This is a genomic window from Arthrobacter crystallopoietes (assembly GCF_002849715.1).
Taxonomy (GTDB): domain Bacteria; phylum Actinomycetota; class Actinomycetes; order Actinomycetales; family Micrococcaceae; genus Crystallibacter; species Crystallibacter crystallopoietes.
In genome coordinates, this window is sequence record NZ_CP018863.1 from 1,074,687 (window position 1) to 1,100,463 (window position 25,777).

The following is a 25,777-nucleotide window of genomic DNA, read 5'->3' on the forward strand; positions in this document are numbered from 1 at the left end:
TCTGCTCATGGACGACAAAGTGCTTAAGGCCGTTTACACGGTCTTCCTGGGGGTCATTCTTGCGTTGTTCGTCGGTCTCGGCGTCCGCACCTTTTATCCGCCGCCCGAGATGCCGGAATTCCCGATCGAATTGTCCGTCCCGACGAATGCGGCGCCCACGGATGAAGAGCTGGCCGAGCAGCAGGAGGCCCAGCGGGAATACGAGATTGCGAACCGTGCTTGGATGGAGGAAAACGAAGCCTACAACCGCAATGTCACCACGGTGTCGCTGGCAGCGTCGGTGGTCATGCTCGGTCTCAGTCTGCTGCTCGAGAAGCGGAACAGGGTTCTCGCCAACGGCGTGATGCTGGGCAGCCTCTTCACCCTGATCTACAGCATCTTCCGCGGCTTCCTGTCCGGCGACACCACGCTCACCTTCATCACGGTAACCATCGGACTAGCCATTGTGCTGTTCCTTGGTTACCGCCGGTTCTTCCAGCCTAGAAGCCATGCCCCGGTGGAGGCCTCCGGCTGACGCCTGCCGTCCAGTGCAGCTAAACAGCAAGACCCCTGTATCAGCCAGGATCGGCGGATTCAGGGGTCTAAAGCTGTGAACAACAAGGTCGGTGCTTTGCGGGCTCCTCTGACAGGTTCACGGCGGGTTGTGCCGTTTCTCCTGCACCTCACGGGCACTTGCTTGTGGCGCGGCCCGTTCTGGAAACCATTTCAACAGAGCTCGGGCAATCCGTGCAATAGTTGGTTTATTAGTTGATCAAACTGATCAAAGTAAGCAGGGGCGGCAGGACAGGAAGTGGTCATTTTGCAGCAACTTGATCAGACGGACCGCAAAATCCTCCTCGCGCTCGACGAGGATCCCCGGATTCCCGTCATGCTGCTCGCGCAGAAGCTCGGGCTGGCCCGCGGCACGGTCCACTCCAGACTGGAACGCTTGGCCGCGGCCGGCACGCTGCGACCAAACTCGGCCCGTGTCCTTCCCGAAGCCGTCGGTCGCGGAGTCACGGCCATGGTCAGCGCTGAGCTGGACCAAAGCAAGCTCAACGATGCCATCGATGCCTTACGGAACATTCCGGAGGTACTCGAATGCCACGCGCCGGCCGGGGATACCGACCTACTGCTGCGGGTGGTGGCAAAAAGCCCGGATGACCTGTACCGGGTGAGCGAGGAAATCCGGCTGTGTCCGGGCATCACCAGGACGTCCACGCAGATGTTCCTGCGGGAAGTCATCCCCTACCGCATCACGGGGCTGCTCCACGAAGAGTAAGCCCCCATGGGGTGAGCCGCCGCTGGGCGGAAGGCCGGCGGGGTCAGAAGAAGAAGTGCAGGATCACGCCGATGCTCCAGATGCTGCCGGCCGCGAAGGCGCAGCCCAGCTCGATCAGGATGCCGATTCCCATCGCTTTCAACGCAACGGCACTCGAGTGCAGCGCGGGACGGAGTTCCCGCTGGCGCAGGTACTCGCTAAGCAGCAGGCCCACCGTAAAACCGACAAACAGTCCCACCACGGGGATGACGAACATGCCCACCAGGCCAACCACCACGCCGACCACAATGGAGCGGTTGGGAATCTGGCGGCCCTTGAGCCGTTTGCCGGTCAGGACGGCACTGGCCAGCATGCCGGCAACCACCAGCACCGCGCCCAGGCCGAAGACCACCCAGCCCACCGTATTCTGCAGGACCAGCGCCCAGATGAGCAGGCTGACGCCGATGGTGATGGCACCGGGCAGCACGGGAACAATAATTCCGGCAACGCCGACGGCGATGAGCAGGCCGCAAACGAGCGTGACGATAATCTGGGCTTCCATAGCCCCAGCCTATGCGGAACGGTCCGTGTGGTCCGGTGGCGCCGCACTGAATGTCGGATCGGACGCGCCCTCGGCGGGCCCCGCCGTCGTTAGTTTTTCCGGTTGCGGATTCTGCCGCTTGCCGCGGTTCCTGCGCCAGATCAGGAAGCCCAGAACGCCCAGCAGAACCACCACAATAACGACGGCGGCGACCGGGGACGCGAGGACCAGCGCCGCCCAGGCGGCGATCGCTGCCATCCCCACGGTCGCGTAGACGATGGCCCAGAGGAGACTGCCCAGCACGACGGCGGGCAAGAAACGGATCATGCGCATCCTCGCGATTCCGGCGCTGCTGACCACCGCGGTCTGGATGCCGACGGTGAGGAAACACAGCGTGACCGCGAAGGGTCCGAACGTGTTCATGAACCGCTCTGCGCGCTTCATGACCGGGCCGTTCAGTTGCCGCTCGAACCGCGTATGGCGGCCGCCTGCGGCAATTCCGCGGCCGATCCAGTAGGTGGCGTTGGCGCGCATCATGGCGACGCAGAACAGTGCCAGAATCGCCCAGCCCAACGGAAGGTCGAGGAAAATATCCACAAACTTCCTTTCGCCGCTGCCGTCCTAACACCTAAATTCTACAGCCCGTAGAAACACTGGGGGTACACTCCCCACACGGCGTAACGGCCGGTTCCACCCGGATTATTCCGATACTGCCCGCCTACTGCACGCCCTTGATCTTCACCACGAACACCGCCCCGAGCAGCCCCACCACCGCGGCGAGCACAAACAGCGCGGTGTAGCCGCCTAGATACAGCACCACCGGGGCCGCCACCAGCGGAGCAAAAACCTGCGGCAGTGAGTTCGCCACGTTGATCACGCCCAGGTCCTTGCCCCGGTCCGCCGCGCTGGGCAGCACCTGGGTCAGCAGGGCGAAGTCGACTGCCAGGAACATGCCGAAACCTGCGCCGAGCACCGCCGCCGCTACGAGCGCCATCGGCCAGCTGGGCCAGAACGCCACCAGGAGGGACGCCGTCGCAATGGTCACCGCGGAGGCGATCACAAACGGCTTTCGGCGGCCCAGCCGGTCGCTCCATGGACCGCCGACGACGGCGGTAATCATCACCATCACTGCGTAGATGCCCGTCAGGATCAGCACGCCGGCGGCCGGATCGGTGTGGCCTACGGCGTCCTGCAGGAAGAAAAACAGGTAAAGCGTGAAAAGGTTGTTGCCCAGATTGACCAGGAACCGCGTCAGCCAGGCCCAGCCGAAGTCGGGGTACTTGGCCGGGGAGATGTAGAAGCTCTTCAGGAACCGGCCCCACACAAACGGCGGCCGGAGCGCCGGATCCAGCGGCGTGTCCCGGCCCTTGACCAGGAACGCGACGATGCTCGCGGCCAGGAACACCGCGCAGTAGATGTAGCCGAGGACAAAGCCGCCGGCCAGGTTGGCCAGCACCACCCCGAAGACGATGCCCACGGTCTGGCCCATGGCGGCCAGACCGCCCACCTGCCCGCGCTGCAGCGTGGGCACCTTGTCCGGAATCGTCGCCGTCACCGCGGCGTAGGCGCCGTTGCAGCCGGCTTGGACCAGGCACCAGCCGATTACCATGACGGCGATGTTCGGCGCCCCGGAGAGCATGAGCAGGGCGGCGAAGGCCAGGATGGTCCCGCCCAGAACCCACGGGACGCGGCGGCCCAGCCGCGAGGTGGTGCGGTCGCTGAGCGCCCCGGCGATCGGGTTGGCCACCAGCGACACGGCCGCGCCGAACCCTGTGGCGAGTGCCAGCACGGCTTCCTTGTTGGCGGCGTCGAAACTTTGCGACTGCTGGGCCAGCAGCACCTGCAGCGAGGCGAAGAGGACCGCGTTGATGCCGAGGTTGGTCAGCAGGACGGCGGTGATCCAGCCCGGTCCGACTTTACGGGTGGGTTCGCTGTAAATGTCCGGGGCCGTGGGAAAAGCCTGCCCGGTCTCGCCCGGATCCTGGATTGCCACCGCTCGCTGCGCCCCTTACTGCCCGGCGAACTGCGTGATGAAGCCCGCCCCGATCGTGGCCACCATGGCCACGACGACGAGCCAGACGAAGGGTGTTTTGAATCTGCGCATAGTCTTCATGATGCAACCAGTTTAGGCCCCGCGGGTCAGCCGACCGGTGCCCGGCCGGATTGTTTAGCCAGCTTCTTCAGCCCCACCGAAACCTGCACCGGCTCCGGCCAGCGCGGCGGCAGGTTGTCCCCCAGCGTGACGCCCTTAAGCTTGCGCCCGAACATCGGCACCACCCAGTCCCGCAGCCAGGCCCGTTCCGCCCGCGCCAGTTCCCGCCAGCCGGCCCTCTCCAGCGGCTCCAGTTGCTTGAGCTTGAGGGTGTGCCGCACGCCCAGCGCCGAGAGCACCTGCGCGGCCATGTATTTGTGGCCCACCGGGGACATATGCAGCTTGTCGGTGTCCCACATCCGCGGGTCCTGGTAGATCTCGAACGCCCAGTGGTCCACCAGCAGCGCATCGTACTGGCGGGCAATCCCGCGCACCGCCTCGTTGTACAGCCAGTTGCGGCGCCGCATCGGCTCGAGCACCGGCGGCAGCATCACGTCGAACCCGGTGAACAGCAGCAGCTGCGCGCCGGTGGAGGCCAGCCGCGCCACGGCGTTTTCGTACTGCTGCAGCAGGGCGTCCATGTCCTTGCGCAGTTCCAGAATGTCGTTGCCGCCGGCATAAAACGAAACCAGCGTCGGCTTCATCGCCACGGCGGGCTCGATCTGGTCCGCCACGATCTGGTGCAGCCGCTTGCTCCGCACGGCAAGGTTGGCGTAGCGGAACTCCGGGTCCTGCTTGCCCAGCTGCTTGGCCACCCGGTCCGCCCAGCCGCGCACGCCGTTGGGGAACTTGGCGTTCCGGTCCCCCACGCCCTCCGTGAAACTGTCCCCGAGCGCTACAAATAGACCTGCCACCCGCCTCACGCTAGCCGCGTGCGGCAACGGCCGGTCAAACAGCGGATGAACTTCCGCACCCCATGGCAGAGCGGAATATGCTGTACCCATGAGCGCTGAATCCAGTCCCGTGTCCGCCGCCGAAACCGCCATCACCGGAGCCACCGGTTCGCTGGGCGGCATGGTCGCCCGGCTGCTCTCCGAGGCGAGGCTGCCGGCACGGCTGATCGTGCGCAACGAAGCCAAGGCTCCAACACTTCAAGGAACGACGACGGCGCAGGCCGACTTTGGCGACAAAGACGCCTCGCGCCGTGCTTTGGAAGGCATCAAGACGCTCTTCATGGTCTCCGCGTCCGAGTCCGAGGACCGACTCGAGCAGCACACGACGTTCATCGACGCCGCCGTGGAGGCCGGCGTGGAGCACATCGTCTACACCTCGTTCTTCGGCGCCGGGCCGGAAGCCACCTTCACCTTGGCCCGGACCCACTACGCCACCGAGCAGAAACTGCGGGAAACGGGCCGCAAGCACACGCTGCTGCGGAACAATTTCTACGCCGACATCCTGCCGCACTTCGCCGACGAGAACGGCGTCATCCGCGGCCCGGCCGGCGACGGCAAGGCCGGCTTCGTGGCCCGCGAGGATGTTGCCCGCGCCGCGGCGGCGATCCTGCAGCAGCCCGTGGCACACGCCGGCTTCGCCTACGAGCTGACGGGACCGGAATCGATCAACCTGACCGAAGCGGCAGCCATCATCGCCGACGCAACGGGACGGCCGACGTCGTTCCTCAATGAAACGGTGGAAGAAGCGTACGCCTCCCGGTCGCACTACGGCGCCCCGGACTGGCAGCTGGATGCCTGGGTGAGCACCTACACGGCGATCGCCAACGGCGAGCTGGACAAGACAACCAACGACGTCGAGCTGCTCACCGGCCGTCCGCCGCTCAGCCTCCGGGACCTGCTGACCCAGTAAGTCCCGGACGCCCCGAGAGCCTTACGCGTTCCAGAGTCCGTAGGAGTCCGCGAGCGAGGAGATCTTTTCGGCGCGGGCCAGTCGCGGCAGGTAGGAGCCGTCGCCCACCACGGCCCCGGCGGCATGCGCGTCCAGAAGTTCGTGGGCCCAGCGGATTTCGGACTCGCTCGGCGAAAGCGACTTGTTGATGGTGTCCGCGGCTTCCAGCAGCAGGCACAGCTTCCCGGTCATGCCCATGGACGCCGTCACCTTGCAGGCCTGCTGCAGTTCTTCGCCCAGCGCACCCACGGTGGGTCCGTCGATCGGGCCGGGCAGCTGGCCCACGCGGGAGGCGACGACCAGCCGGGAGCGCGCATAGGCCAAAGCCATCGGATCGTCGCTGGTGCCGGTGTCCTTGCGGAAGTCGCCCACTCCGAAGGCGAGGCGGAAGGTGCCCGGAGCGCGCGCAATGTCCGTGGCGTTCTCGATGCCGATGGCCGACTCGATGAGGGCGAGCACCGGCGTGCCGGCCTGCAGCCGCATGGCGGTGTGGGTGACCTGGTCCGGCCGCTCGGTCATCGCGAGCATGACGCCGCGCAGCCCGGGCGCCTTGGACAGCGCCGCCAGGTCATCGGCCCAGTACTCGGTGTCGATGCCGTTGACGCGCACCCAGGCCGTCATGCCGGTGGACAGCGCTTCCACCACGCGTTCGCGCGCTTCGGCCTTGCCCGGGGCAGGCACCGCGTCTTCCATGTCGAAGATCACCGAATCGGCTTCCGACGCCAGCGCCGGAGCGAAATTGGCTTCATCGGCGGCCGAGGCGAGGAGCCAGGAACGGGAAAGTTTTGCAGGCAGTGCTGCGGCGCGGCTGTTTCTGAACGTGGGCATACCTAGAGCCTACTTAACGCAGGCGCAACGGGCTAACTTCTTGAGTGAAGAATGCGGCCAACATCACGCGATCCACGGGCTTTGGGCGCCTACGGCCCGGCGTCCGGCCGGTGCAGCAGCTGTGGCTTAAGGTGTGACTATGGCGCAGTTGAAACCCCGCACCACCGACGCTTTGTCCGACGCCGAGACCAAGCGGCTGTCCCGGGCCCTGGCGGACAGCGATGATGTGACCGTTTTCGTCAACGGCACCACGGTGAAGCTGCCCGCCCAGGCGCGCGACGCCGTCGTCGATGTTTTGCAGCGCTTTGCCCAGGGCGACGCCGTCATGGTCAGCTCGGCTGAGGATCTGCTCAATACCTCGCAGGCAGCCGAAGTTGCCGGCGTTTCGCTGACCTATATGCGGCGGCTGACCGATGCCGGGACCATCCCGGTGGAATACCGCGGCACGCACCGGCGCATCCGGCTGCGCGACGTGCTCGCCTGGCTCGAAACCCGCGAACAGAAGCAACCGCAAGGCTGAGCTGCCCGGCGCTTCCCGCCTGCCGTGAGCGGAAACACAGGGCGAAACGGCCGATCCGGGGAATGGTTGCGGGGACGTACGAGGTTACCGATGGTGCACGTACTACTTTGCTAGGAGATTTCATGAGCATCAAGGTCCTGACCCTCGTCGGCAGCCTTCGCAACGGTTCCATCAACCGCCAGCTGGCCGAAACCGCTGCAACGGTTGCCCCGGAAGGTACCGACGTACGGATCTATGACGGCCTCGAAAACATCCCGTTTTACAACGAGGATCTGGACGTTGAAGGCTCTGTTCCGGCAGCAGCCGCGGCACTGCGCGAAGCGGCCCAGGAGGCCGACGCCGTACTACTGGTCTCCCCCGAATACAACGGCACCACCCCGGCCGTACTGAACAACGCCATCGACTGGCTGTCCCGCCCGTTCGGCGCCGGCGCGCTGAACGGCATGCCGGCCGCCGTCATCGGCACCTCTCCCTCACCCTACGGTGCACAGTGGGCGCACGACGACGCCCGCAAGGCGCTGGGCATCGCCCAGGCCAAGGTGCTCGAGGACGCCAAGCTTTCCATTGGCGCCCGCTTCGAGGTCTTCGCCACGACGCATCCCAAGGACCACGCCGAATCGGCAGCCGAGATCGCCGGCGTCGTCTCCGCCCTGGCCGGCGCGGTGGAACTGGTCAACGCGTAAGCATCAACACCCGGCACCGAGCGGAGAGCGGCTGCAGCTGGCACCAGCCAGGGCAGCGGCTCTCCGCTTTTTGCTTTCCGGGTTCAACCGGAGTGCGGGAAGCCTTAGGCTGAGGGTCTGGCAACAACACCCATGCTTCAAAAACGATCACAGGAGGTCCCGTGAGCGTAGAACTTGCTCCGATCATTGAGCTGCGGAACGGCGCCAAGCTGCCGTTTCTTGGCCTCGGCACCTGGCCCATGGACAACGAGGAAACGGCCGAGGCCGTCGAGGCTGCCTTGAAAATCGGTTACCGGATGATCGATACCGCCGAGAACTACGGCAATGAACAAGGAGTCGGCGAAGGCCTGCGGCGCAGCGGGGTGGACCGCAGCGATGTCTTCCTGACCAGCAAGTTCAACAAGGAATGGCACAGCTACGACGGTGTTGAGCAGGCCTTCGAAGCCAGCGCCCGCCGGCTGGGCGTCGAGTACCTCGACCTGCTGCTCATCCACTGGCCCAATCCCGCCCAGGACCGGTACGTCGATGCTTTCGCGGGCATGACCAAGCTGCTGTCGGACGGCCGGGTCCGTGCCATCGGCACGTCCAATTTCAAGCCGGCCCATCTGCAGCACCTTTTCGATTCGGGCCTGGTGCCGGAGGTCAACCAGATCCAGCTGGACCCGCGGCACACCCGGCAGGACATCGTCGCCATCCACCAGGAACGCGGCATCGCCACCCAGGCCTGGAGCCCCATCGGCCGCGGCGGCGACCTGCTCAAGGAGCCGGTCATCACGGAGCTGGCCGAAAAGTACCAGAAGACACCGGCCCAGATCGTGCTGCGCTGGCACACACTGCTGGGGCACGTCGTCATCCCCAAGTCGTCGAATCCGCAGCGGCTGGCAGAGAACTTCAGCATCTTCAACTTCGTCCTCACCGGTGAGGAGCTGCACCAGATCAGCGCCCTGGACACCGGCGACAAAGAAATTCTCGACGCCGACAGGTTCGGCCACTAGGCTGCCGGAGACGCAGCTGGGCGGCTCCCCGCGGAGGGGACCGCCCAGCTGTTGGACCTAATGCCGGCTGTTATTGCACGGTCATGGCAGCCACGTCGGGCGCGCTGTCCACGTACTCGTACTTGACCATCAGCTCGCCCATGTCGTTGAGCACTTCGGTGCGGACCTCCGCGTCGAACTCTTCCATCTTCAGGTTCTTGGCGACCTCCTCCGGCATGCCCATGAACTCCGGCAGGACCGCGCGGACGCCGTCGGTGTCGGCCTCTGCGGCGGTCAAGGTTTCGGTCACCGCCGCCTTGAAGTCAGCCACGATCTCCGGGTTCTGCTCGGCATAGCTGCCGCTCGTGAAGGTCACCATGGTCGGCAGGCCCGGCAGCGTCTTCTGGTTCGGATAGCCCAGCAGCTTGTAGGCGTCATTGGACAGCGCCCGCGACTGGAACGGCTCCGGCACCCAGATGGCGTCCACGTTGCCGCGCTCCAGCTGTGCCTCCATGTCCGGGAACGGCATTTCGCTGAAGTTCAGCTTGGACGGATCCGCACCGTCCATCGCGGCCGATTCCATAATGGTCAGGTCGCCCTGGGTCTTGAGCGTATTGACCGCGGTGGTCTTACCAGCCAGATCGGCAAAGTCCTCAATGCCAGAGTCAGCCTTGACGATCACTGCGTTGTTGTCCTCGCCCTCGGCCCGCGAGTTGCTGTAGCCGGAGACGATCTTCATGTCCAGGCCCTTGTTGGCGGCGGTCATGACGGAGAGCGGGTTGCCCACCGCAAAGTTCATCGTTCCGGTGGAAACGGCCGGAAGCATGGCCGCGCCGCCCTGCCCTGTCTGCAGTTCCAATTCGAGGCCGTGCTTCTCGAAGATGCCCTCCTCGATGCCGTACTGCATCGCACCCGACGGGGCGATCGAGAGCACGCCCACGGTGACTTTGGTGAGGTCGCCGCTGGCGGCGCCGGACTCGCCGGCAGCGCCGCCACCGGTGCCGGACGGAGAGCCTGAGCCGCAGCCAGTCAGGGCAAGGGCGATGATGGCGCCGCCGGCAAGAACTTTGGAGAAATGCCTTTTCATAACGAGCCTCTTCCTTGAGGTGGTTGTTGACTTCGCCCGGACGCTGACTTGTCCCGGCGTGGGTTAGGCGTAGAAACGGGCGAGGAATTCCGCGACGACGGCGGGGCGCTCTTCGCCTTCAATCTCGATGGTGTTGCTGGTCTTGATCTGCACGCCGCCCTTGACCTCGGTAACTTCGGCGATGACCGAGTGCAGGCGGACCTTGGCGCCGACCTTGACCGGATTGGTGAAGCGGACGCGGTCCAGACCGTAGTTGACCTTGGTCTTGACGCCTTCGACGTCGAACAGTTCGCTCCACAGCGGGATGATGAGCGACAGGCTGAGGAAGCCGTGTGCAATGGGGGCTCCGAAGGGACCGTCCTTGGCCTTCTCCGGGTCGGTGTGGATCCACTGGTGGTCGTTGGTGGCGTCGGCGAAGGTGTTGATCTGGTCCTGGGTGATCTCCAGGTAATCGGTGTAGCCGAGGTCCTTGCCGACCAGCCCGGACAGTTCTTCGAAAGTGACAACGAGGTTGCTCATAAGATGCTCCTGAAAGGTAGATGTTGATGGTATTGACGGATTTCTAGCGGAAGGCGCCCTTGCCCGTGATGGCCCGCCCGACGATCAGCGCATTGATCTCATGCGTGCCTTCGTAGGAATAGACGGCCTCGGCGTCGGCGTGGAAACGTGCGACGTCGGTATCCAGCGTGATCCCGTTGCCGCCGACCACTTCGCGGGCCAGGGCGACGGTTTCGCGCATCCGGGCGCAGCAGAACATCTTGGCCAGCGCGGAGTTCTCATCCGCGTAGATGCCCTCTTCCTGCTGCTGGGTCAGCCGCACCACCATTCCGAGGGAAGCGGTCACGTTGCCCAGCATGGTGGCCAGCTTCTCCTGCACCAGTTGGAAGCTGCCGAGGCTCTTGCCGAACTGCTGACGCTGCTTCACGTACCGGACCGCCGCTTCGTAGGCGCCGGCCTGCAGGCCCGCAGCAATCCACGCCACGTCCGAGCGCATGTTCCGCAGCATGGCGGCGACGTCGGCAAAGGAGTTGACGTTCTGCAGCCGCGCGGATTCCGGCACGGTCACGTCGCGGAAGTCGATATCGGCGTTCTGCATCAGGCGCAGTGAGGTTTTCCGGTGGATCTTGGAGATGGTCACGCCCGGCGCGTCGGTCGGAACAAGAAAAGCCTTGACCTGCTGGTCCGCCTCGTCCCGGGCGAAAACCGCCAGCACGTCGGCGGAGGCCGCTCCCCCGATCCAGCGTTTCGCGCCGTTGATGCTCCAGGTGTCCCCGTCCCGCCGTGCACTGGTTTCCAGTCCGCCGGCGATGTCCGAGCCGTGGTCCGGCTCGGTCAGCGCGAAAACGCCCTTGTACTCAAAGGAGCGGATCTTCGGGTCCAGTTCCGCCGCCTGCTCGGCGCTGCCGCCAAGGTTGACGGCGGTGCGGAACAGGCCGGACTGGGCGTTGTAGAACGTCGCCACGGAGGCATCAGTGCGGGCCAGTTCAAAGTTCCGGAAGCCCACATACAGCCCGCTGGCGGCAGCGCCGCCAGCGGGCGAGGGTTCCATCAGGTTCAGATCGAACAGCGGCTGCGCAATCTGGTAGGGAAACTCTCCGGCCTCCCAGTAGTCGGCAAGCAGCGGTTGGACCTGCTCGTCCAGCACCTTGCGCAGCCGGCCCAGCACGGCGAGTTCGTTCTCGGTAAGCAGGGACGAGAAGCCGTACTGGTCCGACGGGTAGAAGCGACCCGCCGCGGCTCCGGTCCGTACGTCTGCGGCCACGCTCATGCCTTTCTCCCAGCCTCGAGGCCCAGCAGCTTCACGGCGTTCGCCTTCAGGATCTTCGGCCGGACTTCGTCCTTCAGCGGCAGGTCGGCAAAGGCACTGAGCCATTTCTGCGGGGTAATCAACGGGTAGTCCGTGCCGAACAGGACCTTATCCTGCAGCACCGAGTTGGACATCTTGACCAAGGACTCCGGGAAGTACTTCGGGGACCAGCCAGAGAGGTCGATGAAAACGTTTGCCTTGTGCGTGGCAATCGAATTCGCCTCGTCCTGCCACGGCACCGAGGGGTGGGCCATGATGATCTGGAACTCGGGGAAGTCCGCGGCGACGGCGTCGAGCAGCAGCGGGTTGGAGTACGCGAGCTTGATGCCGTAGCCGCCGGGCAGCCCGGCGCCCATGCCGTTCTGGCCGGTGTGGAAGATTGCCGGCAGACCGATTTCCTGCAGCGCCTCCCAGAGCGGGTAGAACTGTTCATCGCTCGGGTCGAAGCCCTGCAGGCTGGGGTGGAACTTGAAGCCGCGCACCCCGTAGTCGCCGGCCAGGCGCTTGGCCCGGTCGATCGCGTCGGCACCGGTCAGCGGGTCGACGGAGCCGAACGGGATCAGCACGTCGTTGTTCCGCGCCGCGCCCTCGACAATGTCCTCGATGCTGTTGGGTTCGCGCTTGAGCTTGGTCCGCGCGTCGACGGTGAAGACGACGGCGGCCATGTTCAGCCCGCGGTAGGTTTCCGCGATGCGGTCCAGGGAAGGTGTGCGTTCCTCGGCCTTGAAGTACTTGCTCGACGCGTCATTCAGCGCCGGAGGCAGGGACACGTGGCCGCAGTTGTCGATCTCCACATGCACGTGCATGTCGACCGCTTCGATTGCCGAGGCGTCGATTCCGACTTCGTATGCCGTCGCTGCCATCTTTACTTCGCTCCCGCTGCCTCGGGCTGCAGCTCGGCGGGCAGTTCCGGGAACTCCTCGCCCACGCTCTGCAGCCGCTCGCCGAAGAGATCATCGAACCGCTCGACCAGTTCCTCGTAGCTCCAGCCGCCGTCCTTGTACTCGGTGGCCACGGCCTCCGGGTGCGACCACAGCTGCAGGCGGTCACCACCGACACCGATCGCCTGGCCGGTCACCTTGGCCGCGGCATCGGAGGCGAGGAAGGCCACCAGGCCGGCAACGTCGTCGGCCGTTCCAAAGCCCAGGTCCTTGCGGAAGAAGTCCGGCATGGCCTCGCCGCGCTCGTCGGCCTCCACTGCCTTCTGGAAGAACGGCACGGTCTTGGTCATGGCCGTCGCCGCCACCGGAATGATGGCGTTGGCGGTGACGCCGGCCCTCTTCATTTCCAGCGCCCAGGTGCGCACCATGCCGACAATGCCGGCCTTCGCCGCGGCGTAGTTGGTCTGGCCGAAGTTGCCGCGCTGCCCGGTCGGGGACCCGATGGTGATGATGCGGCCGGCAACCTTGTTTTCCTTGAAGTAGGCGTAGGCCTCGCGGACGCAGGTGAAGGTGCCGCGCAGGTGCACGTTGATGACCAGGTCGAAGTCCTCATCGGTCATCTTCAGCAGGGACTTATCCCGCAGCACGCCGGCGTTGGTGACCAGGATGTCCAGCCCGCCGAAGGATTCGACGGCAGTCTTGACCAACTGCTGCGCGGTCTCGGTGGAACCAACGGGAGCGACAACGGCCACGGCCTTGCCGCCAGCACCGGTGATGGTCGCGACGGCCTCGCCGGCCACCTGCTCGTCAACATCATTAATAACGACGGCGGCACCCTGGCGAGCGAGTTCCTGAGCATAGGCGAGACCCAGTCCGCGTCCGCTACCGGTAACAATGGCTACTTTTCCTGCCAGTGACATCTAAAGCTCCTTCGCTTCCACCGGCCTCAGACCGGGGTTTTGGGGTTATCCTGAACTAAGATCAATGACAACGTATATCATTGAAAAAGTCAACAGTATTGAACCAATCAACGGATGAGGAACGATGTCCGCACAAACTACGACCAGGGGCAACGACGCCGACCTGGCCGAGAACGCAAACGGGGCCCAGCGTCTCCACACCACCGAACTGGCCAACGAGATCGAGTTCCTCACGGCGCGCGCCCGGTCCTTGGGGTCAGGACGGGCCAACAACATGCTCGCGGAGCTGGACTTGAAGGTCCGCTCCTATTCAGTCCTCTCCCTCGCGTGCAGCGGCGAGAATCCATCACAACGCGAACTCGCGGACTTCCTGAGCCTGGACCCCAGCCAGATCGTCGCTCTGGTGGACCAACTGGAACGGCGCGGCGCCGTCACCCGCGAAACGGACCCGCGCGACCGGCGCTCCAAGGTCATCGTGGCCACGACAGCGGGCCGGAACCTCTACAAGCGGGCCGAGTCGATCATCCGCCGTGCGGAGGACCAATCCCTGTCAACGCTGTCGCCGCAAGAACGCGAAACCCTTCGCGACCTGCTCAAGCGCATCGCGTTCTAGACGGTTCGACCGGAAAGCGCCGGCCTTCCCCGCGGGGAAGGCCGGCATTTTCTGTTCAGCAGGACTTATCAGGCCGTGGCGGAACCTGCGCCGGAATCGGTCTGCACCGCGGCCGCGGGGCGGTGGCCCTGCTTGGCGAGCTGGATTTGTTCGTAGACGTGGTGGCGCAGTTCGGTGAAGCGCGGCAGCGAACGGGTGTTGAGCTGGTCGCGCTCGTCCGGCAGATCGATGGCCAGGTCTTCCTGGATGACCGTCGGCGAGCTGGAGAGGATGATCACGCGTTCGCCGAGGTAGACGGACTCGTCGATATCGTGGGTGACGAACAGGACCGTGACGCCGAGCTTACGCCAGACGGTGCGGATCAGGTCTTCCAGGTCCGCGCGGGTCTGCGCATCCACGGCCGCAAACGGCTCGTCCATGAGCAGCACTTCGGGCTGGTATGCCACGGCGCGGGCAATCGCCACGCGCTGCTGCATGCCGCCGGAGAGCTGCCAGGGGTAGGACTGCGGCACGTGCGACAGCCCAACGGCCTCCAGCGCGTCGTCGACGAGTTTGTCCCGCTCGGCCCGGGGCACGCCCTGGTTCTTCAGCGGCAGCTCGACGTTTTCGCGCACCCGCATCCAGGGGAAGAGGGAGCGGCCGTATTCCTGGAACACGACGGCCATCTTCTTCGGCGGCCCGGAGACGCGGGTGCCGTTCAGCAGCACTTCGCCCTCGGTCGGGGCCATCAGCCCGGAGATGCACTTGAGCAGAGTGGTCTTGCCGGAGCCGGACGGGCCGACCAGGCAGGCCAGTTCGCCGGCCTTCAGGTCGAAGGTCAGGTTCCGCACGGCCTCGATATCGCCGCCGTCGGTCTTGTAAACCTTCTTCAGGTTCCGGACCGAGAGCATGGCCTCGTTCCCGGGCAGGGTCTTGCCTGCCGGGGCGGGCGTGGTTCCGGGTGTTGTTTCAGACTGCATTTTCTACCTCTCGCAGGCCGTGGTACCAGCGCAGCACACGCCGCTCGGTCCACTGGAAGATGAATGACAAGGCGACGCCGATCAGGCCCAGGACCACAATGCCGGACCACATTTCCGGAATCGCGAAGGACCGCTGGAACTGCACGATCGTGAAGCCCAGCCCCGAGGACGAGGCGAACATTTCGGAAATGACCATCAGGATCAAACCGATGGACAGGCACTGGCGGATACCGGCCATGATCTGCGGCCCGGCCGAGGGAAGCACCAGGTACTTGACCCGTGCCCAGCCGTGGATGCCGTAGGTGTGGGCCGAATCGGAGAGCACGCCGTCGATGGCACGGACACCTTCGATGGTGTTCAGCAGCACCGGCCACACGCAGCCGGAAATGATCACCGCGACCTTCATGCCATCCGTGATGCCCATCAGCAGCATCAGCACCGGGACCAGGACCGGCGGCGGAATGGCGCGGAAGAATTCGAGCACCGGCTCCGTCAGGTCCCGCAGCCACTTGATCGAACCGATCAGCAGGCCCGCGACAATGCCGATGATGATCGCCGAGACAACCCCGACGACCAGCCGCCCGATACTGGGCAGCACATCAGAGACGATCCGCTCCCCGAACCACGTCTCGGCGAACGCCTCGGCCAGCAGGGCCGGGGTCGGCACGAAGAAATTCGTCTCCCCCAGCGTCGAGGCCCACCAAATTGCAACCAGGATCAGAGGCAGTGCCAGCACGTATCCGAGAGTCTTCAAGAACCTCATACGATCACCTCCGAACGGATCGAGGAATGCCAGGACAGGGTCTTGCGCTCAATGAAACGCATGACCAGATTAATAACGACGCCGATCAGGCCGGTTGCGAGTACCAGTGCGTACATCCCCGAGATCGCGCCGCCCGACTGGGCCAGGGCGATCTCCCTACCCAATCCGGGGGAACCGATCACCAGTTCGGCAGTGATCGCCAGGATCAGCGCCACCGAGGCGGCCAGGCGGATGCCGGTCATCAGATACGGCAGCGCCGTCGGGAACACCACGTGGCGGACCCGGGCCATGGCGCCGAGGCCATAGGACTTGGCCGTCTGCATCGCCACATTGTCCACATCGGCCACTCCGTAGAGCACCTGGATGAAGACCTGCCAGAATGATGCGTAGACCACCAGCATCAGGGTTGATTCGATCTTTACGCCGAACAGCAGCACGGCCAGCGGAATCAACGCCACCGACGGGATCGGACGCAGGAACTCCACAGTCGAGTTGGTGAACTTCCGCAGGAACATCGACGAACCGATGATGAACCCCAGCACCACGGCCAGCACGATCGCCATCACCAGACCGATCGCCCAGGCCAGCATCGTCTCGCCCACCGCAACCCAGAAGGCCGTCAGACCGAAGTCAGTGATCAGCGCCGCGATGACCTCACTCGCCGGCGGCAGGAACCGGGGCTCAACGATGCCCACACGGGGAACCAGCTCCCACAGCAGCAGGAACCCGATAATGCCCGCGATCCCAAGCAGCTGTTTCGACGGCAGCTTCTTTGCTGGCTGCTTCCTGCCCCGCGGGATGGGCGCAGCAGTGTTGGCTGTTACGGCTTCCTGGGTCATGGCAGCAGCTCATCCAGGTTCGGGGCCTCGCTCAACGTGCCGTACTTTGCGGCCGCTTCGCCGAGCGTCTGGGCCGCTTCACGGCTGAACTCCGGGCGGTATTCCGGCAAGGTCAGCTCTGCGAGGGTTTCAGCATCGATTTCGGTGTAGGTTCCGACAATGTCGCGGACTTCCTGCGGGTTCTCCTGCGCGTATTCAAGAGACTTGTTCATAGCCCTGGTGAACTTCTCCACCAGTTCCGGTTCACTCTGAACCTTTTCGGAAGTTGTGAAGTAGCCGGCAATGTCGAGCTCCGGATGCATCTCCGTGAAATTCCACGAAATCACCCGGGCTCCCTCGGACCGCGCCTGGGTCAGGAACGGGTCCAGTATCCACGCGGCATCGACCTGGCCGTTTTGGAGTGCCGCCGGAGCGTCCGGGAATGCTACTTCCACGAAGTCGATGTTGTCCGGATTCCCACCGTCCTGCTCAACCACATGCTTGATGGTTGTGTCGCCGATGTTGGAGAGGTTGTTAACCGAAACAGTCTTGCCTTCGAGGTCGGCCGCGGACTGAATGTCGGAATCTTCAGGAACAACTACGGCGCCGAAGCCAGTCCCTTCCTCACCGGTGGTGGAGGCCCCGTTGGCAACGAACTGCAGGTCCAGTCCTTTATCGTTCGCCACCATGACCGAAATCAGGTTAGAGAAAGCGAAGTCAAAACTGCCGCTGACCACGCCGGGAACGATCGCGGCTCCGCCGGTAGCGGTCTGCAGGTCCAGCTCGAGACCCTCTTCGGCGAAGAAGCCCTTCTCGTCACCGAGCCAGATGGGCGCCGTATCCACAATCGGGATCACCCCGACGGAGATTTTGGTCAGTCCGCCGCTACCGGCGTCGGCGGGCGCCTCGGAGCCGCCGCCGCTCGGGGAGCCACTGCCGCAGGCGGATAGGGCGAGCACTGAAACTGCGGCCACCAGCGCGGTCAGTCTACGTTTCATTTCTACTCCTTCGTGATCCCTTGGAGACCCGGGATAACTTGAATGTTCGCGTAACGAACGAGTGTTCACCCATCAGTCTGCGCGACTCATTTTGTGACGTCAAACACATCACTTCATCGTTATAGACACGATACTCGGTGACGCACCTAAGCGGCATTGAATTGAACTTTTCAACGAATTGTGAAGCGGGATAACAAACGGGAGCCCGCAGCTATCCGGTGCCAGAGCTGTGTTGATCGACGAGTCCGGGACGTGACAAACCTGCAACGGAATGGTGACCAGAAACCCGTTTGTGGCTGGTTCCTTCGCGCGTATCGTGAGTGATAACCACAGGCCACCGGCCCCTGAGCGGATGCATGAGCATCCTCGTCCCGGCGGCATCACGTTTCCAGGGGGTCAACATGAGCAAGCAACGGGTTCTGGGGACCGCATCGGCAGCACTGCTGCTGGCTCTGACAGCGTGCAGCCCTCCGACCGGCCAAGGGCAGTCACCAACGGCAAATCCACCGGCCACGGTCGCTGCCGAGCCGCAGGCCATTGCCCCGCCTACAACTCCGGCTTCCGGCCCAGCAGCTCCGCCAGCAGCATCGGCACCACCCGTGAAGGCCCCCGCACCGATGGAGGAAACAGCTGCAGCGCCCGTCGCCCAGCCGGAAGTTTCAGTGAGGTCCGAGAACGGGGCAGGAGTTCCGTTCACGCTGTATTACATAGCCGTAGAAGACGGCGGAGTCTCCGGCGCGGAGATCGGTTGCAGGGACAGCCTCGTCGCCACCTATACGGAGCCTGTCAAGACTCAGGATCAGGTGCAGGCCAGCATCGAGCGCCTGCTCGCCGACAGGGACAGACTGCATGGATCATCCGGGCTTTACAACGCCCTCCACGAATCCGCGCTGACCTTCGAACGTGCCAGGATCGATGGCGACACCGTCACAGTCCACCTTTCCGGCGACCTCAAATCCGGAGGCTCGTGCGATGACCCGCGTGTGGAATGGCAACTGAGACAGACCGCAGCCACTGCTGCCGGAGTCGGCGAGGCCATCATCCTGGTCAACGGGATTCGGATTGAGGATTACCTCAGTGGACGCGGCCCTGCCGTTCCCGAAGCACCAGCGCCAGCTGCACAGGCCCCCATAACTGTTCCCTTGACCGTCTACTACATCGGGCTTGCCGGCGAGGAGACTTCCGGCAGCGGCATAGGGTGCGGAGACAGTCTCGTTGCGACCCTTACACAACCTGTAACGTTCACCGATCAGCTTGGGGCGAGCATCACACACTTGCTGGCAAATAGGCAGGAGTTCCTTGGCGAGTCAGGCCTCTATAACGCACTGAATTCCTCCGCCTTGTCCTATCAGGGCAGCACCCAGGATGGCGACACGGTGATTGTTAATCTGTCCGGCAGTGTCACGGTCGGTGGAACCTGTGACGGCCCCCGGATCGAAGCGCAGCTGGAACAGACCGCCGCCACGGCCGCCGGTGTTGCCGATGCCGTGGTGCTGGTCAACGGCATCCCAATTGAGAAACTCGTCGACGTGAAGTAGCCATTGGCCGGCGTGGACAGCCGGGGAGCTGGTTGGCCCCGAACAGCCGACTGGCCGGAACCGTTGGGGGCAGTTCCGGCCAGTAAGCCTTGGGGGTACCGGTCGGAACCGTTGGGGGAGTTCCGGCCAGTAGTTTTTGTGGGAGGGTAACTGGCCGGAGCCGTTGGGGGAAGCTCCGGCCAGTGGTCTATGGGGTTATGGTGCGGGATTCACTGCCAGGCGTGGTCTGCCCAAGCTGCGTCCCGCGAGTAATCGCTCCCAGTCAAGTTCCACAGATCGCCATCCTGGCCGTGGGCTCCCACAACCCCGATCTGGTCGAGTGCTGAAGCCGGGCCTTGTTCTGCGTTGCCGGGGGCCAGAGGGCCCACGGGCGCCGATGTGATGCCATAGGGAGTCATCGTCTTCTCTTCTCCAACAGAGCGGATTCAGTTTCCGGAGTCCAGGCGCGGGCATAAATCCCTAAAGCCGCCTCTTCCCACAGTGTGAAGCCCAAGCGGTTCATCATCAGATGTGACTGGCTGAAAGTCAGATTCTGCGCACCGCGGCTAACCCTCGATTTATCTGCCCGGTACAGGTAGGCGTCAATAGCCCGCTTCCAGCGGCGACGCCAGTTTTGCACACTTCCTTCAGCTGCCGTGGCGGCCATGAGGCGATGCATCGGTGCGGTTTTCGGCGCCAAGGTGGCAGTCAAACCGAGTCGGGCTTTAGCGGCGCCACGTCCAAGTTCCATAGTCGAAACACGGAGGTGGTTGTCCCAGCAGTAATCCCAGGAGAGCCGGCGGCGGTCGGGCCACTGCGGAGCCTTCGGCCCATTGAGCATGGCCCAGGCCGCATCGGAGAGCAACAGGGCACCGAGGGCTGTGCGGCCCTGCGACTTGTTGAACCGTTGCGCCGCCCAACTACCAAGTTCAGAAGACAGTTCAAAAACCTCTTCGGCGAGTTCGAGCCCTTCGAGCCCGCCGAATCTGTCCAGATCCGATTCCTGCACCAAGGCGACAGAATCCGTTCCCAGAGTGCCGACCAGATCCATGCTGTCCGGCGACACGACGTAGTGCTGCTGGACTTGAACTGTTGGCAGGATCTCAAGGAGCCGGTTCCGGGCCGCCAGCTCAAACCTTTGGAGGCTATCAAGGGCTGAGCGGTGGCCCAGGAACCGGACCTTTATGTGAGGCCCCACCTCATCAACATGGTGGCTGAAGTACCAGCGGCCCACGCCTTCGCGGCGAGCGTGGGCCACCAGTGGTGTAACCAGTTCTCCTATGACAGTTTCGGCTACGTCTTGTCTACCCGTGTAAATAGACAGGACCCACCAGTAGCGCTTGAGACTGAGCTTTTCCGAAGAGCGTACGGCTGTCAGCTGGCTCATGCGCTTCTCCTAGATCTGCTCGCTGGTGGTTGGGGAGGGATAGCCGTTGCCGTCCTGGTTACAGGATCAGCGGGTATGCTGTTGCGGTGGGGCAGCTATTTACCAGTCCCAGGCAGCCGTAACGATTGCGTTGGACTGCTGGCCCTGGTCGACTGCCACTGCAGGAGTGGCAGCCGAGACCGCGCCTACAGCAAGCAGTAGACCTGCCGTGATGCCGGCGATCTTCTTGAACATGTCATTCCCCTTCGATGTGAGTGGCAATCCATCGAGTATCGTTCCCCCGACTCTTCAAGAGTTCCGCCTCACCCTGCATGCTGTCCAGTCAATATGGGTGCAACATCATGACATGCCCTTATCGGGACGAATCCCGGCATCCATGAACGTTCTAATCCAAGGCCAAAACCGCGGACTGCCGCATGATTCAAGGATTTTCCAACATGAGTATGATTTGAGTATGACCACCACAGTTGGGTGGCATATACCGGACATGGCAGATAGTTACATGCCATTAATCATGCTTGAGGGGGCACCAGATGTTGAGTGGGACAGCCTTTGAGCTCTATGAATACGCGGTAACCCACCCGGACTGGACCAAGGAGTCCGCTTCGACTGCGCTCGGCTATACCATTCGGGACCTCAACAGCGCCATTACTGAGCTCACCGGACGACGCCTGTTCCAACAGCCGGCGCCAGATGTGGACTGCTTTACTGCCATCTCTCCGGACGTGGCCTTGGCGCAGCTAGTCGAGGCCGACGAACGCCTGCTTATTGATCTCCGCGCCAAAATCAGCGGGCACCGGAGCGACATGGCTTCGCTCGTCCCCACATACCTTGCGGCACGGAAGCGGATCGCTCTCGATTCGTCCATTGAGATACTCGAAGACCCTGGGGTAATTCGAAAGCTGCTGATCGATTACGGGCGGGATGTCACCGAACAGGTTCTGATCAGCCAGCCTGGCTCAGGATCTACGGCAGAGGTCCATGAAGAGGGCATCCAAAAGGACCTGGAACTTCTGGAACGCGGGATAGTCAGAAAAAATCTCTACAATGCCAGCACTCTGGATCATGTGCCTACTCGGAAAGCTGTCGCCGCCACGGCCCCTGCCGGCCTGGAATATCGGACATTGCCCTACGTGCCGCTGAAAGTCCTGATCTTCGACCAGTCCTTGGCACTCGTAGCTCGCCAACTGGACGCGGACGATCGGGCAGCTCTGGTGGTGCGTGACGTCAATCTGATCCATGTATTCACGCAGCTATTCAATGTGGCATGGGAACTTGCCACCCCCTACGGCTGGGAGACCGAGAGCCGAACGCCTGCCGACCTCAATAGCATTCAACGATCCGTCCTCCGGGGCATGGCTGCCGGCTACTCCGATGAAGTAATTGCACGGAGGCTGGATATCAGCGTGCGGACCTGCCGACGACACATCGCATGGATGCTGGAAGAATTGGGCGCCGAAAGCCGCTTCCAAGCAGCGCTGAAGGCCAAAGAAGCGGGCTGGCTGTAGTCGCGAAGCAGGGCGTCAACAACACAAATAGAAAACAGCTGTTGCCTTCAGAGCAACTGTTTGGGTTATCCTGTGTGAGTGAGAACACAGGAATCTGCCGCTTCTGCCGACATGCCAACCGAAACCGAAGTAGCGCTTGAACGCGCGATCACTTCGCATCGGCACCACAGCCTTTACTCCGACCGGGCCGCCAAAATCAAGCAGTCCGCAGTTCGCGATGTCTTCGATATTTCGCTGCAGCCTGGCCTCATCTCTCTCGCCGGCGGGAATCCGTTCTTGCAGTCCCTGCCTCTGGAGAAGCTCGGCGGGATGGCCTACCGCCTCATTACTGAGCAGGGCCTAACAGCTCTCCAGTACGGCGGCGGCCAAGGAACAGAGCGGCTTCGGGCCCAGGCCTGCGAAGTCATGGCCGAGGAAGGCATCGAGGATGCGGACCCGGCGAATGTTGTGATCACCACAGGTTCCCAGTCCGCCCAGGACGTGGCATGCAAAGTCTTCTGCAATCCGGGCGACGTTGTGCTCTGCGAAGACCCGACTTATGTGGGTGCCCTGAATACTTTCGAGGCTTACGAGGTCACAGTCGAGACCGTGGCCATGGACGAACTTGGCCTCGTTCCCGACGAACTGCAGCGGCGCATTGATGAGGTCCGCTCTTCCGGCGGAAACATCAAGTTCCTTTACACCATCCCCAACTTCAACAATCCGTCGGGCATCACGCTCGCCGCAGAGCGCCGGCAGCGGGTCGTGGAGATCTGCCAGGACGCGAACATCCTGATCATTGAGGACAATCCGTACGGCTTGCTGCGCTTCGATGGCCATCCGATCGCCCCGCTCCGCGCGGGCAACCCGGACGACGTGATCTACATGGGTTCGTTCTCGAAGATTCTCGCGCCCGGCCTGAGGATCGGCTGGGCTTTGGTGCCGGCACACCTGCAGCGGCGTTTCTATCTGGCCAGCGAGGCAGTCACGCTCTGCCCGCCGACGCTAAACCAGATGCTCATCTCGGAGTACCTGGACGGCCACGACTGGCGCGGGCAGATCACCACCTACCGCAGCCTCTATTCCGAGCGCTGCGCAGCCATGCTCCAGGCGCTCGAAGACTTCATGCCGGACGGCGTCAGCTGGACGCAGCCGCAGGGCGGTTTCTTCGTCTGGGTGAGCCTGCCAGAGGGAATCGATACCTACCCGCTGCTGTACAAGGCGATCGACGCCGGCGTGATCTTCATTCCCGGCGCCGCCTTCACGCCATCGGACGATCCCTCCAGCAAGCTCAGGCTGGCGTTCAGCGCCGTGTCCACCGAGAACATCCGCGAGGGTGTGCGCCGGCTGGCCCCCGTGTTGCAGCAGGCCATGGGTGCCCGGTAGCAGCTATCAGCGCTTCCTGAGGTACTTGTAGTAGACGTAGCGGCCGCCGAAGTAGAGGCCGAGAACCAGAATGATGCGCAGAATGCCATTCATGCCCGGGAACAGAAATATGAATACGTAGCTCAGCAGGAATATAACGGCCATGCCCCAGAGGGTGCGCCGCCAGTCGATCTTGGGTACGTCGGGACGGTTGCCGGACCCGGCAGGTCGGTTATTGCTCATGGCCCAAGTCAATCACAGGCGCAGGTGGTCCTTGTTGTCGGCTGCTCAGCGCTCGACCAGGATGCCGTCTTCGTCCGCATAAACCATGGCACCGGGCCGGAATGCCACACCGGCGATTTCGACGGGTACATCAACCTCCCCGAGAGATTCCTTAGCGCTCTTGCGCGGGTTGCTGCCTAGCGCCTTGACCCCCAGCGACAGCTGCGCAATGGCAGTGCGGTCGCGAATGGGTCCGTTGATGATGACGCCGGCCCAGCCGTTTTCCACCGCTGCTGCGGCGATCATGTCCCCCATGAGGGCGGTGTGGAGCGAGCCGCCGCCGTCGACCACAAGAACCGAGCCTCCGCCGGGTGAATTCAGAACGGATTTCACCAACCCGTTGTCTTCATGGCAACGAATGGTCCGGACGGGGCCGCTGAACGCCACGTTGCCGCCCAGGTCCTGGAACTGCAGCGGCACCGACTGGAGGTCCTCGCCCCGCTCGTCATACAGGTCCGCCGTGGAAACAGGACCGGAAAGATCAGTGCTGGTCATCGGGATGGTCTCCTTTTCGCCACATGGGCTCGATCATAGCCCACGCCCTGAAGGGATCCACGGTGCGCTTCGTCGTGGACCCCTTCGACGACTATTCCCTTCCCGGCACTTAATCGAGCAGAAGCGCGGGTTCTTCCATGATCGCGGCAACGTCGGCCATGAACCGGGCGGAAAGGTCGCCGTCCACCACACGGTGGTCGAAGGAGCCGCCAAGAGTAGTGATCCAGCGCGGAATGACTTCCCCGTCCAGCACCCAGGGCTTCTGCTTGATGGTGCCGAAGGCCACGATTGCGACTTCGCCCGGGTTGATGATGGGCGTGCCAGTGTCGATGCCCAGTGCGCCGACGTTGGTGATGGTCAAGGTGCCGCCCTGCATTTCGGCCGGTTGAGTCTTGCCCGCACGCGCCTTCGTAGCCAACTCGTTAAGGGCGATGGCCAGTTCCTTCAGGGACAGATCCTGTGCATCCTTGATGTTCGGCACCATCAGTCCGCGCGGCGTGGCGGCGGCGATCCCGAGGTTCATGAAGTGCTTGATCAGGATCTCGTCATCGGTCCATGTGGCGTTGACGGAGGGGTTCCGTGCTGCCGCCCAAATCACCGCTTTGGCCAGAATCAGCAACGGTGAAATCTTGATGCCTTCGAAGTCGCGGCTGACCTTAAGCCGCTTGACGAACTCCATGGTCCGGGAGGCATCCACATCAACGAAGATGCTGACGTGCGGAGCGGAGAAGGCCGATTCGACCATGGCCTTAGCCGTGGCCTTGCGAACACCCTTGACCTTGACCCGCTCGATGCGCTGGTCCTGCGGCTTCCTGCTCGGCGCCCAGAAAGTCTCGGCCTGGTCCAGTTCGGCATCCCGCTGTGCCTGATAACTCAGCAGGTCCGCCTTGGTGACCTCTCCACCGCGGCCGGTGGGGGTGATGTCAGCCAGATCGATCCCCAGATCCTTGGCAGCCTTGCGCACCGGCGGTTTGGCCAGCACTCGGGTCAGCAAGCGGTTCACCGCCGCCTGCACGGCCTCACCGCGCTGTTGTCCCTTGGTACCGTCCCGGGTTACTCCGCTTTCGACGGCGGAGTCGGGGGACGCTGGCGAGGGAACCGGCGGCACGTGCGGGGCGTGCTGCTGCGGCGCGGAATCGGAGACGCCGTGGTGGTGGGGCGCCGTCGTCGTTGTTTGGTCCGGAGTTGGGCTGGGGCTGGACGGGCGGCGCGGGCGGCGCTTGACTGCATCTGCCTTCGGCCCTGAGCCGACCAGTGATCCGCTGACCATGCCCGGTTCGCTGGCTGCCGGCGCCGCCTCGGCTGCGCCCGAGAGCGGATCGCCCTCCGTTTTCGCGGGCGCTTCCTGCGGCAGGGCAGCGCTGTCCGGACGCGCGGGCGCCTGGAGCGCGTCCCCGGTGTCCTTCACGGGTGCGGGCTGGCCGGCACCGCCGACGTTCACGGAGATGATCGGTGTGCCAACCTCGATGGTCTGCCCCTCGGGCACGAGCAGTTCCGCCACGACGCCCGCGTACGGGCTGGGTAGCTCTACCAGGGACTTGGCCGTTTCGATCTCCACGATCACGTCATTGACGGCGACGGTGTCCCCGGGCTTGACCTTCCAGGAGACGATTTCGGCTTCGACCAAGCCTTCGCCGACGTCCGGGAGGTTGAATGATTCGATGTTCGACATGGAAAC

At 63.6% G+C, this 25,777-nt stretch carries 29 protein-coding genes; 10 read left to right on the plus strand and 19 right to left on the minus strand.

Features of this window, described 5'->3' with window-relative positions:
* The first annotated feature begins 7 nt into the window (after window positions 1-7).
* On the plus strand, window positions 8-514 hold the full coding sequence (locus tag AC20117_RS05180) for a hypothetical protein (protein WP_074700668.1): 507 nt from the start codon (window positions 8-10) through the stop codon (window positions 512-514).
* Window positions 515-790: 276 nt separating this feature from the next.
* Window positions 791-1,261 carry an Lrp/AsnC family transcriptional regulator gene (locus AC20117_RS05185; protein WP_074700666.1) on the plus strand — a complete coding sequence of 157 codons (471 nt, stop codon included), beginning with the start codon at window positions 791-793 and terminating at the stop codon, window positions 1,259-1,261.
* Window positions 1,262-1,304: 43 nt separating this feature from the next.
* On the opposite strand, the gene AC20117_RS05190 is transcribed toward AC20117_RS05185, so the two are convergent.
* The 4 genes from AC20117_RS05190 to AC20117_RS05205 form a co-directional block, all read right to left on the minus strand.
* Window positions 1,305-1,802 (minus strand): DUF456 domain-containing protein, encoded by a 498-nt coding sequence (locus AC20117_RS05190; protein WP_074700665.1) that lies wholly within the window; start codon window positions 1,800-1,802, stop codon window positions 1,305-1,307.
* Between the two features lie 9 nt (window positions 1,803-1,811).
* Window positions 1,812-2,378, minus strand: coding sequence for a DedA family protein (locus AC20117_RS05195; protein ID WP_139186780.1), 567 nt, complete (start codon window positions 2,376-2,378; stop codon window positions 1,812-1,814).
* A 121-nt stretch (window positions 2,379-2,499) separates the two neighbouring features.
* Window positions 2,500-3,768 (minus strand): MFS transporter, encoded by a 1,269-nt coding sequence (locus AC20117_RS05200; protein WP_074703206.1) that lies wholly within the window; start codon window positions 3,766-3,768, stop codon window positions 2,500-2,502.
* A gap of 152 nt (window positions 3,769-3,920) precedes the next feature.
* The gene (locus AC20117_RS05205; RefSeq protein ID WP_236777449.1) at window positions 3,921-4,727 is read right to left on the minus strand and encodes an SGNH/GDSL hydrolase family protein; all 807 of its coding nucleotides are present in this window, start codon (window positions 4,725-4,727) and stop codon (window positions 3,921-3,923) included.
* 88 nt (window positions 4,728-4,815) lie between these two features.
* Between AC20117_RS05205 and AC20117_RS05210 the strand changes: the two genes are divergently transcribed.
* A complete protein-coding gene (locus AC20117_RS05210) occupies window positions 4,816-5,676 on the plus strand; it encodes an SDR family oxidoreductase (RefSeq protein ID WP_074700663.1) in 861 nt (286 codons plus the stop codon).
* Window positions 5,677-5,697: 21 nt separating this feature from the next.
* On the opposite strand, the gene AC20117_RS05215 is transcribed toward AC20117_RS05210, so the two are convergent.
* Window positions 5,698-6,543 carry an HpcH/HpaI aldolase/citrate lyase family protein gene (locus AC20117_RS05215; protein ID WP_074700661.1) on the minus strand — a complete coding sequence of 282 codons (846 nt, stop codon included), beginning with the start codon at window positions 6,541-6,543 and terminating at the stop codon, window positions 5,698-5,700.
* Between the two features lie 139 nt (window positions 6,544-6,682).
* On the opposite strand from AC20117_RS05215, the gene AC20117_RS05220 reads away from it, so the two are divergent.
* The 3 genes from AC20117_RS05220 to AC20117_RS05230 all read left to right on the plus strand — a co-directional run bounded on the left by AC20117_RS05220 (window position 6,683) and on the right by AC20117_RS05230 (window position 8,741).
* Entirely contained in the window at window positions 6,683-7,063 is a 381-nt protein-coding gene (locus AC20117_RS05220; protein ID WP_074700660.1) for a helix-turn-helix domain-containing protein, read from the plus strand.
* 122 nt (window positions 7,064-7,185) lie between these two features.
* Window positions 7,186-7,746 carry an NAD(P)H-dependent oxidoreductase gene (locus AC20117_RS05225; RefSeq protein ID WP_074700658.1) on the plus strand — a complete coding sequence of 187 codons (561 nt, stop codon included), beginning with the start codon at window positions 7,186-7,188 and terminating at the stop codon, window positions 7,744-7,746.
* Between the two features lie 161 nt (window positions 7,747-7,907).
* A complete protein-coding gene (locus AC20117_RS05230; RefSeq protein ID WP_074700657.1) occupies window positions 7,908-8,741 on the plus strand; it encodes an aldo/keto reductase in 834 nt (277 codons plus the stop codon).
* 70 nt (window positions 8,742-8,811) lie between these two features.
* On the opposite strand, the gene AC20117_RS05235 is transcribed toward AC20117_RS05230, so the two are convergent.
* From AC20117_RS05235 to AC20117_RS05255, 5 genes are all read right to left on the minus strand, one after another.
* Window positions 8,812-9,807, minus strand: a complete 996-nt coding sequence (locus AC20117_RS05235; protein ID WP_074700656.1) for an ABC transporter substrate-binding protein — start codon at window positions 9,805-9,807, stop codon at window positions 8,812-8,814.
* Window positions 9,808-9,870: 63 nt separating this feature from the next.
* Window positions 9,871-10,326 (minus strand): MaoC family dehydratase, encoded by a 456-nt coding sequence (locus AC20117_RS05240; RefSeq protein WP_074700654.1) that lies wholly within the window; start codon window positions 10,324-10,326, stop codon window positions 9,871-9,873.
* Window positions 10,327-10,369: 43 nt separating this feature from the next.
* Window positions 10,370-11,575 (minus strand): acyl-CoA dehydrogenase family protein, encoded by a 1,206-nt coding sequence (locus AC20117_RS05245; RefSeq protein ID WP_074700652.1) that lies wholly within the window; start codon window positions 11,573-11,575, stop codon window positions 10,370-10,372.
* Complete coding sequence (locus AC20117_RS05250) at window positions 11,572-12,477, minus strand: amidohydrolase family protein (protein WP_074700650.1); 906 nt, start codon at window positions 12,475-12,477, stop codon at window positions 11,572-11,574. Before AC20117_RS05250 ends, AC20117_RS05245 begins: the two co-directional genes overlap by 4 nt.
* A gap of 2 nt (window positions 12,478-12,479) precedes the next feature.
* Window positions 12,480-13,415, minus strand: coding sequence for an SDR family NAD(P)-dependent oxidoreductase (locus AC20117_RS05255; RefSeq protein WP_074700648.1), 936 nt, complete (start codon window positions 13,413-13,415; stop codon window positions 12,480-12,482).
* Window positions 13,416-13,539: 124 nt separating this feature from the next.
* On the opposite strand from AC20117_RS05255, the gene AC20117_RS05260 reads away from it, so the two are divergent.
* A complete protein-coding gene (locus AC20117_RS05260) occupies window positions 13,540-14,028 on the plus strand; it encodes a MarR family winged helix-turn-helix transcriptional regulator (RefSeq protein ID WP_083339719.1) in 489 nt (162 codons plus the stop codon).
* Window positions 14,029-14,096: 68 nt separating this feature from the next.
* Here AC20117_RS05260 and AC20117_RS05265 read toward each other — a convergent pair whose 3' ends face one another.
* The 4 genes from AC20117_RS05265 to AC20117_RS05280 are packed head-to-tail and all read right to left on the minus strand — an operon-like array spanning window position 14,097 to window position 17,566.
* Window positions 14,097-14,987 (minus strand): ABC transporter ATP-binding protein, encoded by an 891-nt coding sequence (locus AC20117_RS05265; RefSeq protein WP_074700646.1) that lies wholly within the window; start codon window positions 14,985-14,987, stop codon window positions 14,097-14,099.
* On the minus strand, window positions 14,977-15,750 hold the full coding sequence (locus tag AC20117_RS05270) for an ABC transporter permease (protein ID WP_074700645.1): 774 nt from the start codon (window positions 15,748-15,750) through the stop codon (window positions 14,977-14,979). The genes AC20117_RS05265 and AC20117_RS05270 overlap by 11 nt, the downstream gene beginning before the upstream one ends.
* The gene (locus tag AC20117_RS05275) at window positions 15,747-16,589 is read right to left on the minus strand and encodes an ABC transporter permease (RefSeq protein WP_074700643.1); all 843 of its coding nucleotides are present in this window, start codon (window positions 16,587-16,589) and stop codon (window positions 15,747-15,749) included. The genes AC20117_RS05270 and AC20117_RS05275 overlap by 4 nt, the downstream gene beginning before the upstream one ends.
* Entirely contained in the window at window positions 16,586-17,566 is a 981-nt protein-coding gene (locus tag AC20117_RS05280; protein WP_074700642.1) for an ABC transporter substrate-binding protein, read from the minus strand. The genes AC20117_RS05275 and AC20117_RS05280 overlap by 4 nt, the downstream gene beginning before the upstream one ends.
* 617 nt (window positions 17,567-18,183) lie before the next feature.
* On the opposite strand from AC20117_RS05280, the gene AC20117_RS23810 reads away from it, so the two are divergent.
* On the plus strand, window positions 18,184-19,104 hold the full coding sequence (locus tag AC20117_RS23810) for a GerMN domain-containing protein (protein ID WP_236777450.1): 921 nt from the start codon (window positions 18,184-18,186) through the stop codon (window positions 19,102-19,104).
* 394 nt (window positions 19,105-19,498) lie between these two features.
* Here AC20117_RS23810 and AC20117_RS05300 read toward each other — a convergent pair whose 3' ends face one another.
* The gene (locus tag AC20117_RS05300; protein WP_074700641.1) at window positions 19,499-20,470 is read right to left on the minus strand and encodes a lantibiotic dehydratase C-terminal domain-containing protein; all 972 of its coding nucleotides are present in this window, start codon (window positions 20,468-20,470) and stop codon (window positions 19,499-19,501) included.
* Between the two features lie 99 nt (window positions 20,471-20,569).
* Window positions 20,570-20,704, minus strand: coding sequence for a hypothetical protein (locus AC20117_RS24105; RefSeq protein ID WP_257790781.1), 135 nt, complete (start codon window positions 20,702-20,704; stop codon window positions 20,570-20,572).
* 299 nt (window positions 20,705-21,003) lie between these two features.
* Here AC20117_RS24105 and AC20117_RS05305 point away from each other — a divergent pair, with 299 nt between their 5' ends.
* Both AC20117_RS05305 and AC20117_RS05310 read left to right on the plus strand, forming a co-directional pair.
* Window positions 21,004-21,978 carry a helix-turn-helix transcriptional regulator gene (locus tag AC20117_RS05305; RefSeq protein ID WP_074700640.1) on the plus strand — a complete coding sequence of 325 codons (975 nt, stop codon included), beginning with the start codon at window positions 21,004-21,006 and terminating at the stop codon, window positions 21,976-21,978.
* 111 nt (window positions 21,979-22,089) lie between these two features.
* Window positions 22,090-23,343: an aminotransferase-like domain-containing protein gene (locus AC20117_RS05310; protein WP_074700638.1), complete on the plus strand. Its 1,254-nt coding sequence runs from the start codon at window positions 22,090-22,092 to the stop codon at window positions 23,341-23,343.
* A gap of 6 nt (window positions 23,344-23,349) precedes the next feature.
* Here AC20117_RS05310 and AC20117_RS05315 read toward each other — a convergent pair whose 3' ends face one another.
* The 3 genes from AC20117_RS05315 to AC20117_RS05325 form a co-directional block, all read right to left on the minus strand.
* A complete protein-coding gene (locus AC20117_RS05315) occupies window positions 23,350-23,565 on the minus strand; it encodes a hypothetical protein (protein ID WP_074700637.1) in 216 nt (71 codons plus the stop codon).
* Window positions 23,566-23,610: 45 nt separating this feature from the next.
* Window positions 23,611-24,099, minus strand: a complete 489-nt coding sequence (gene rraA / locus AC20117_RS05320) for a ribonuclease E activity regulator RraA (RefSeq protein ID WP_074700635.1) — start codon at window positions 24,097-24,099, stop codon at window positions 23,611-23,613.
* A 109-nt stretch (window positions 24,100-24,208) separates the two neighbouring features.
* A complete protein-coding gene (locus AC20117_RS05325) occupies window positions 24,209-25,771 on the minus strand; it encodes a dihydrolipoamide acetyltransferase family protein (protein WP_074700634.1) in 1,563 nt (520 codons plus the stop codon).
* Between the last annotated feature and the right edge of the window lie 6 nt (window positions 25,772-25,777).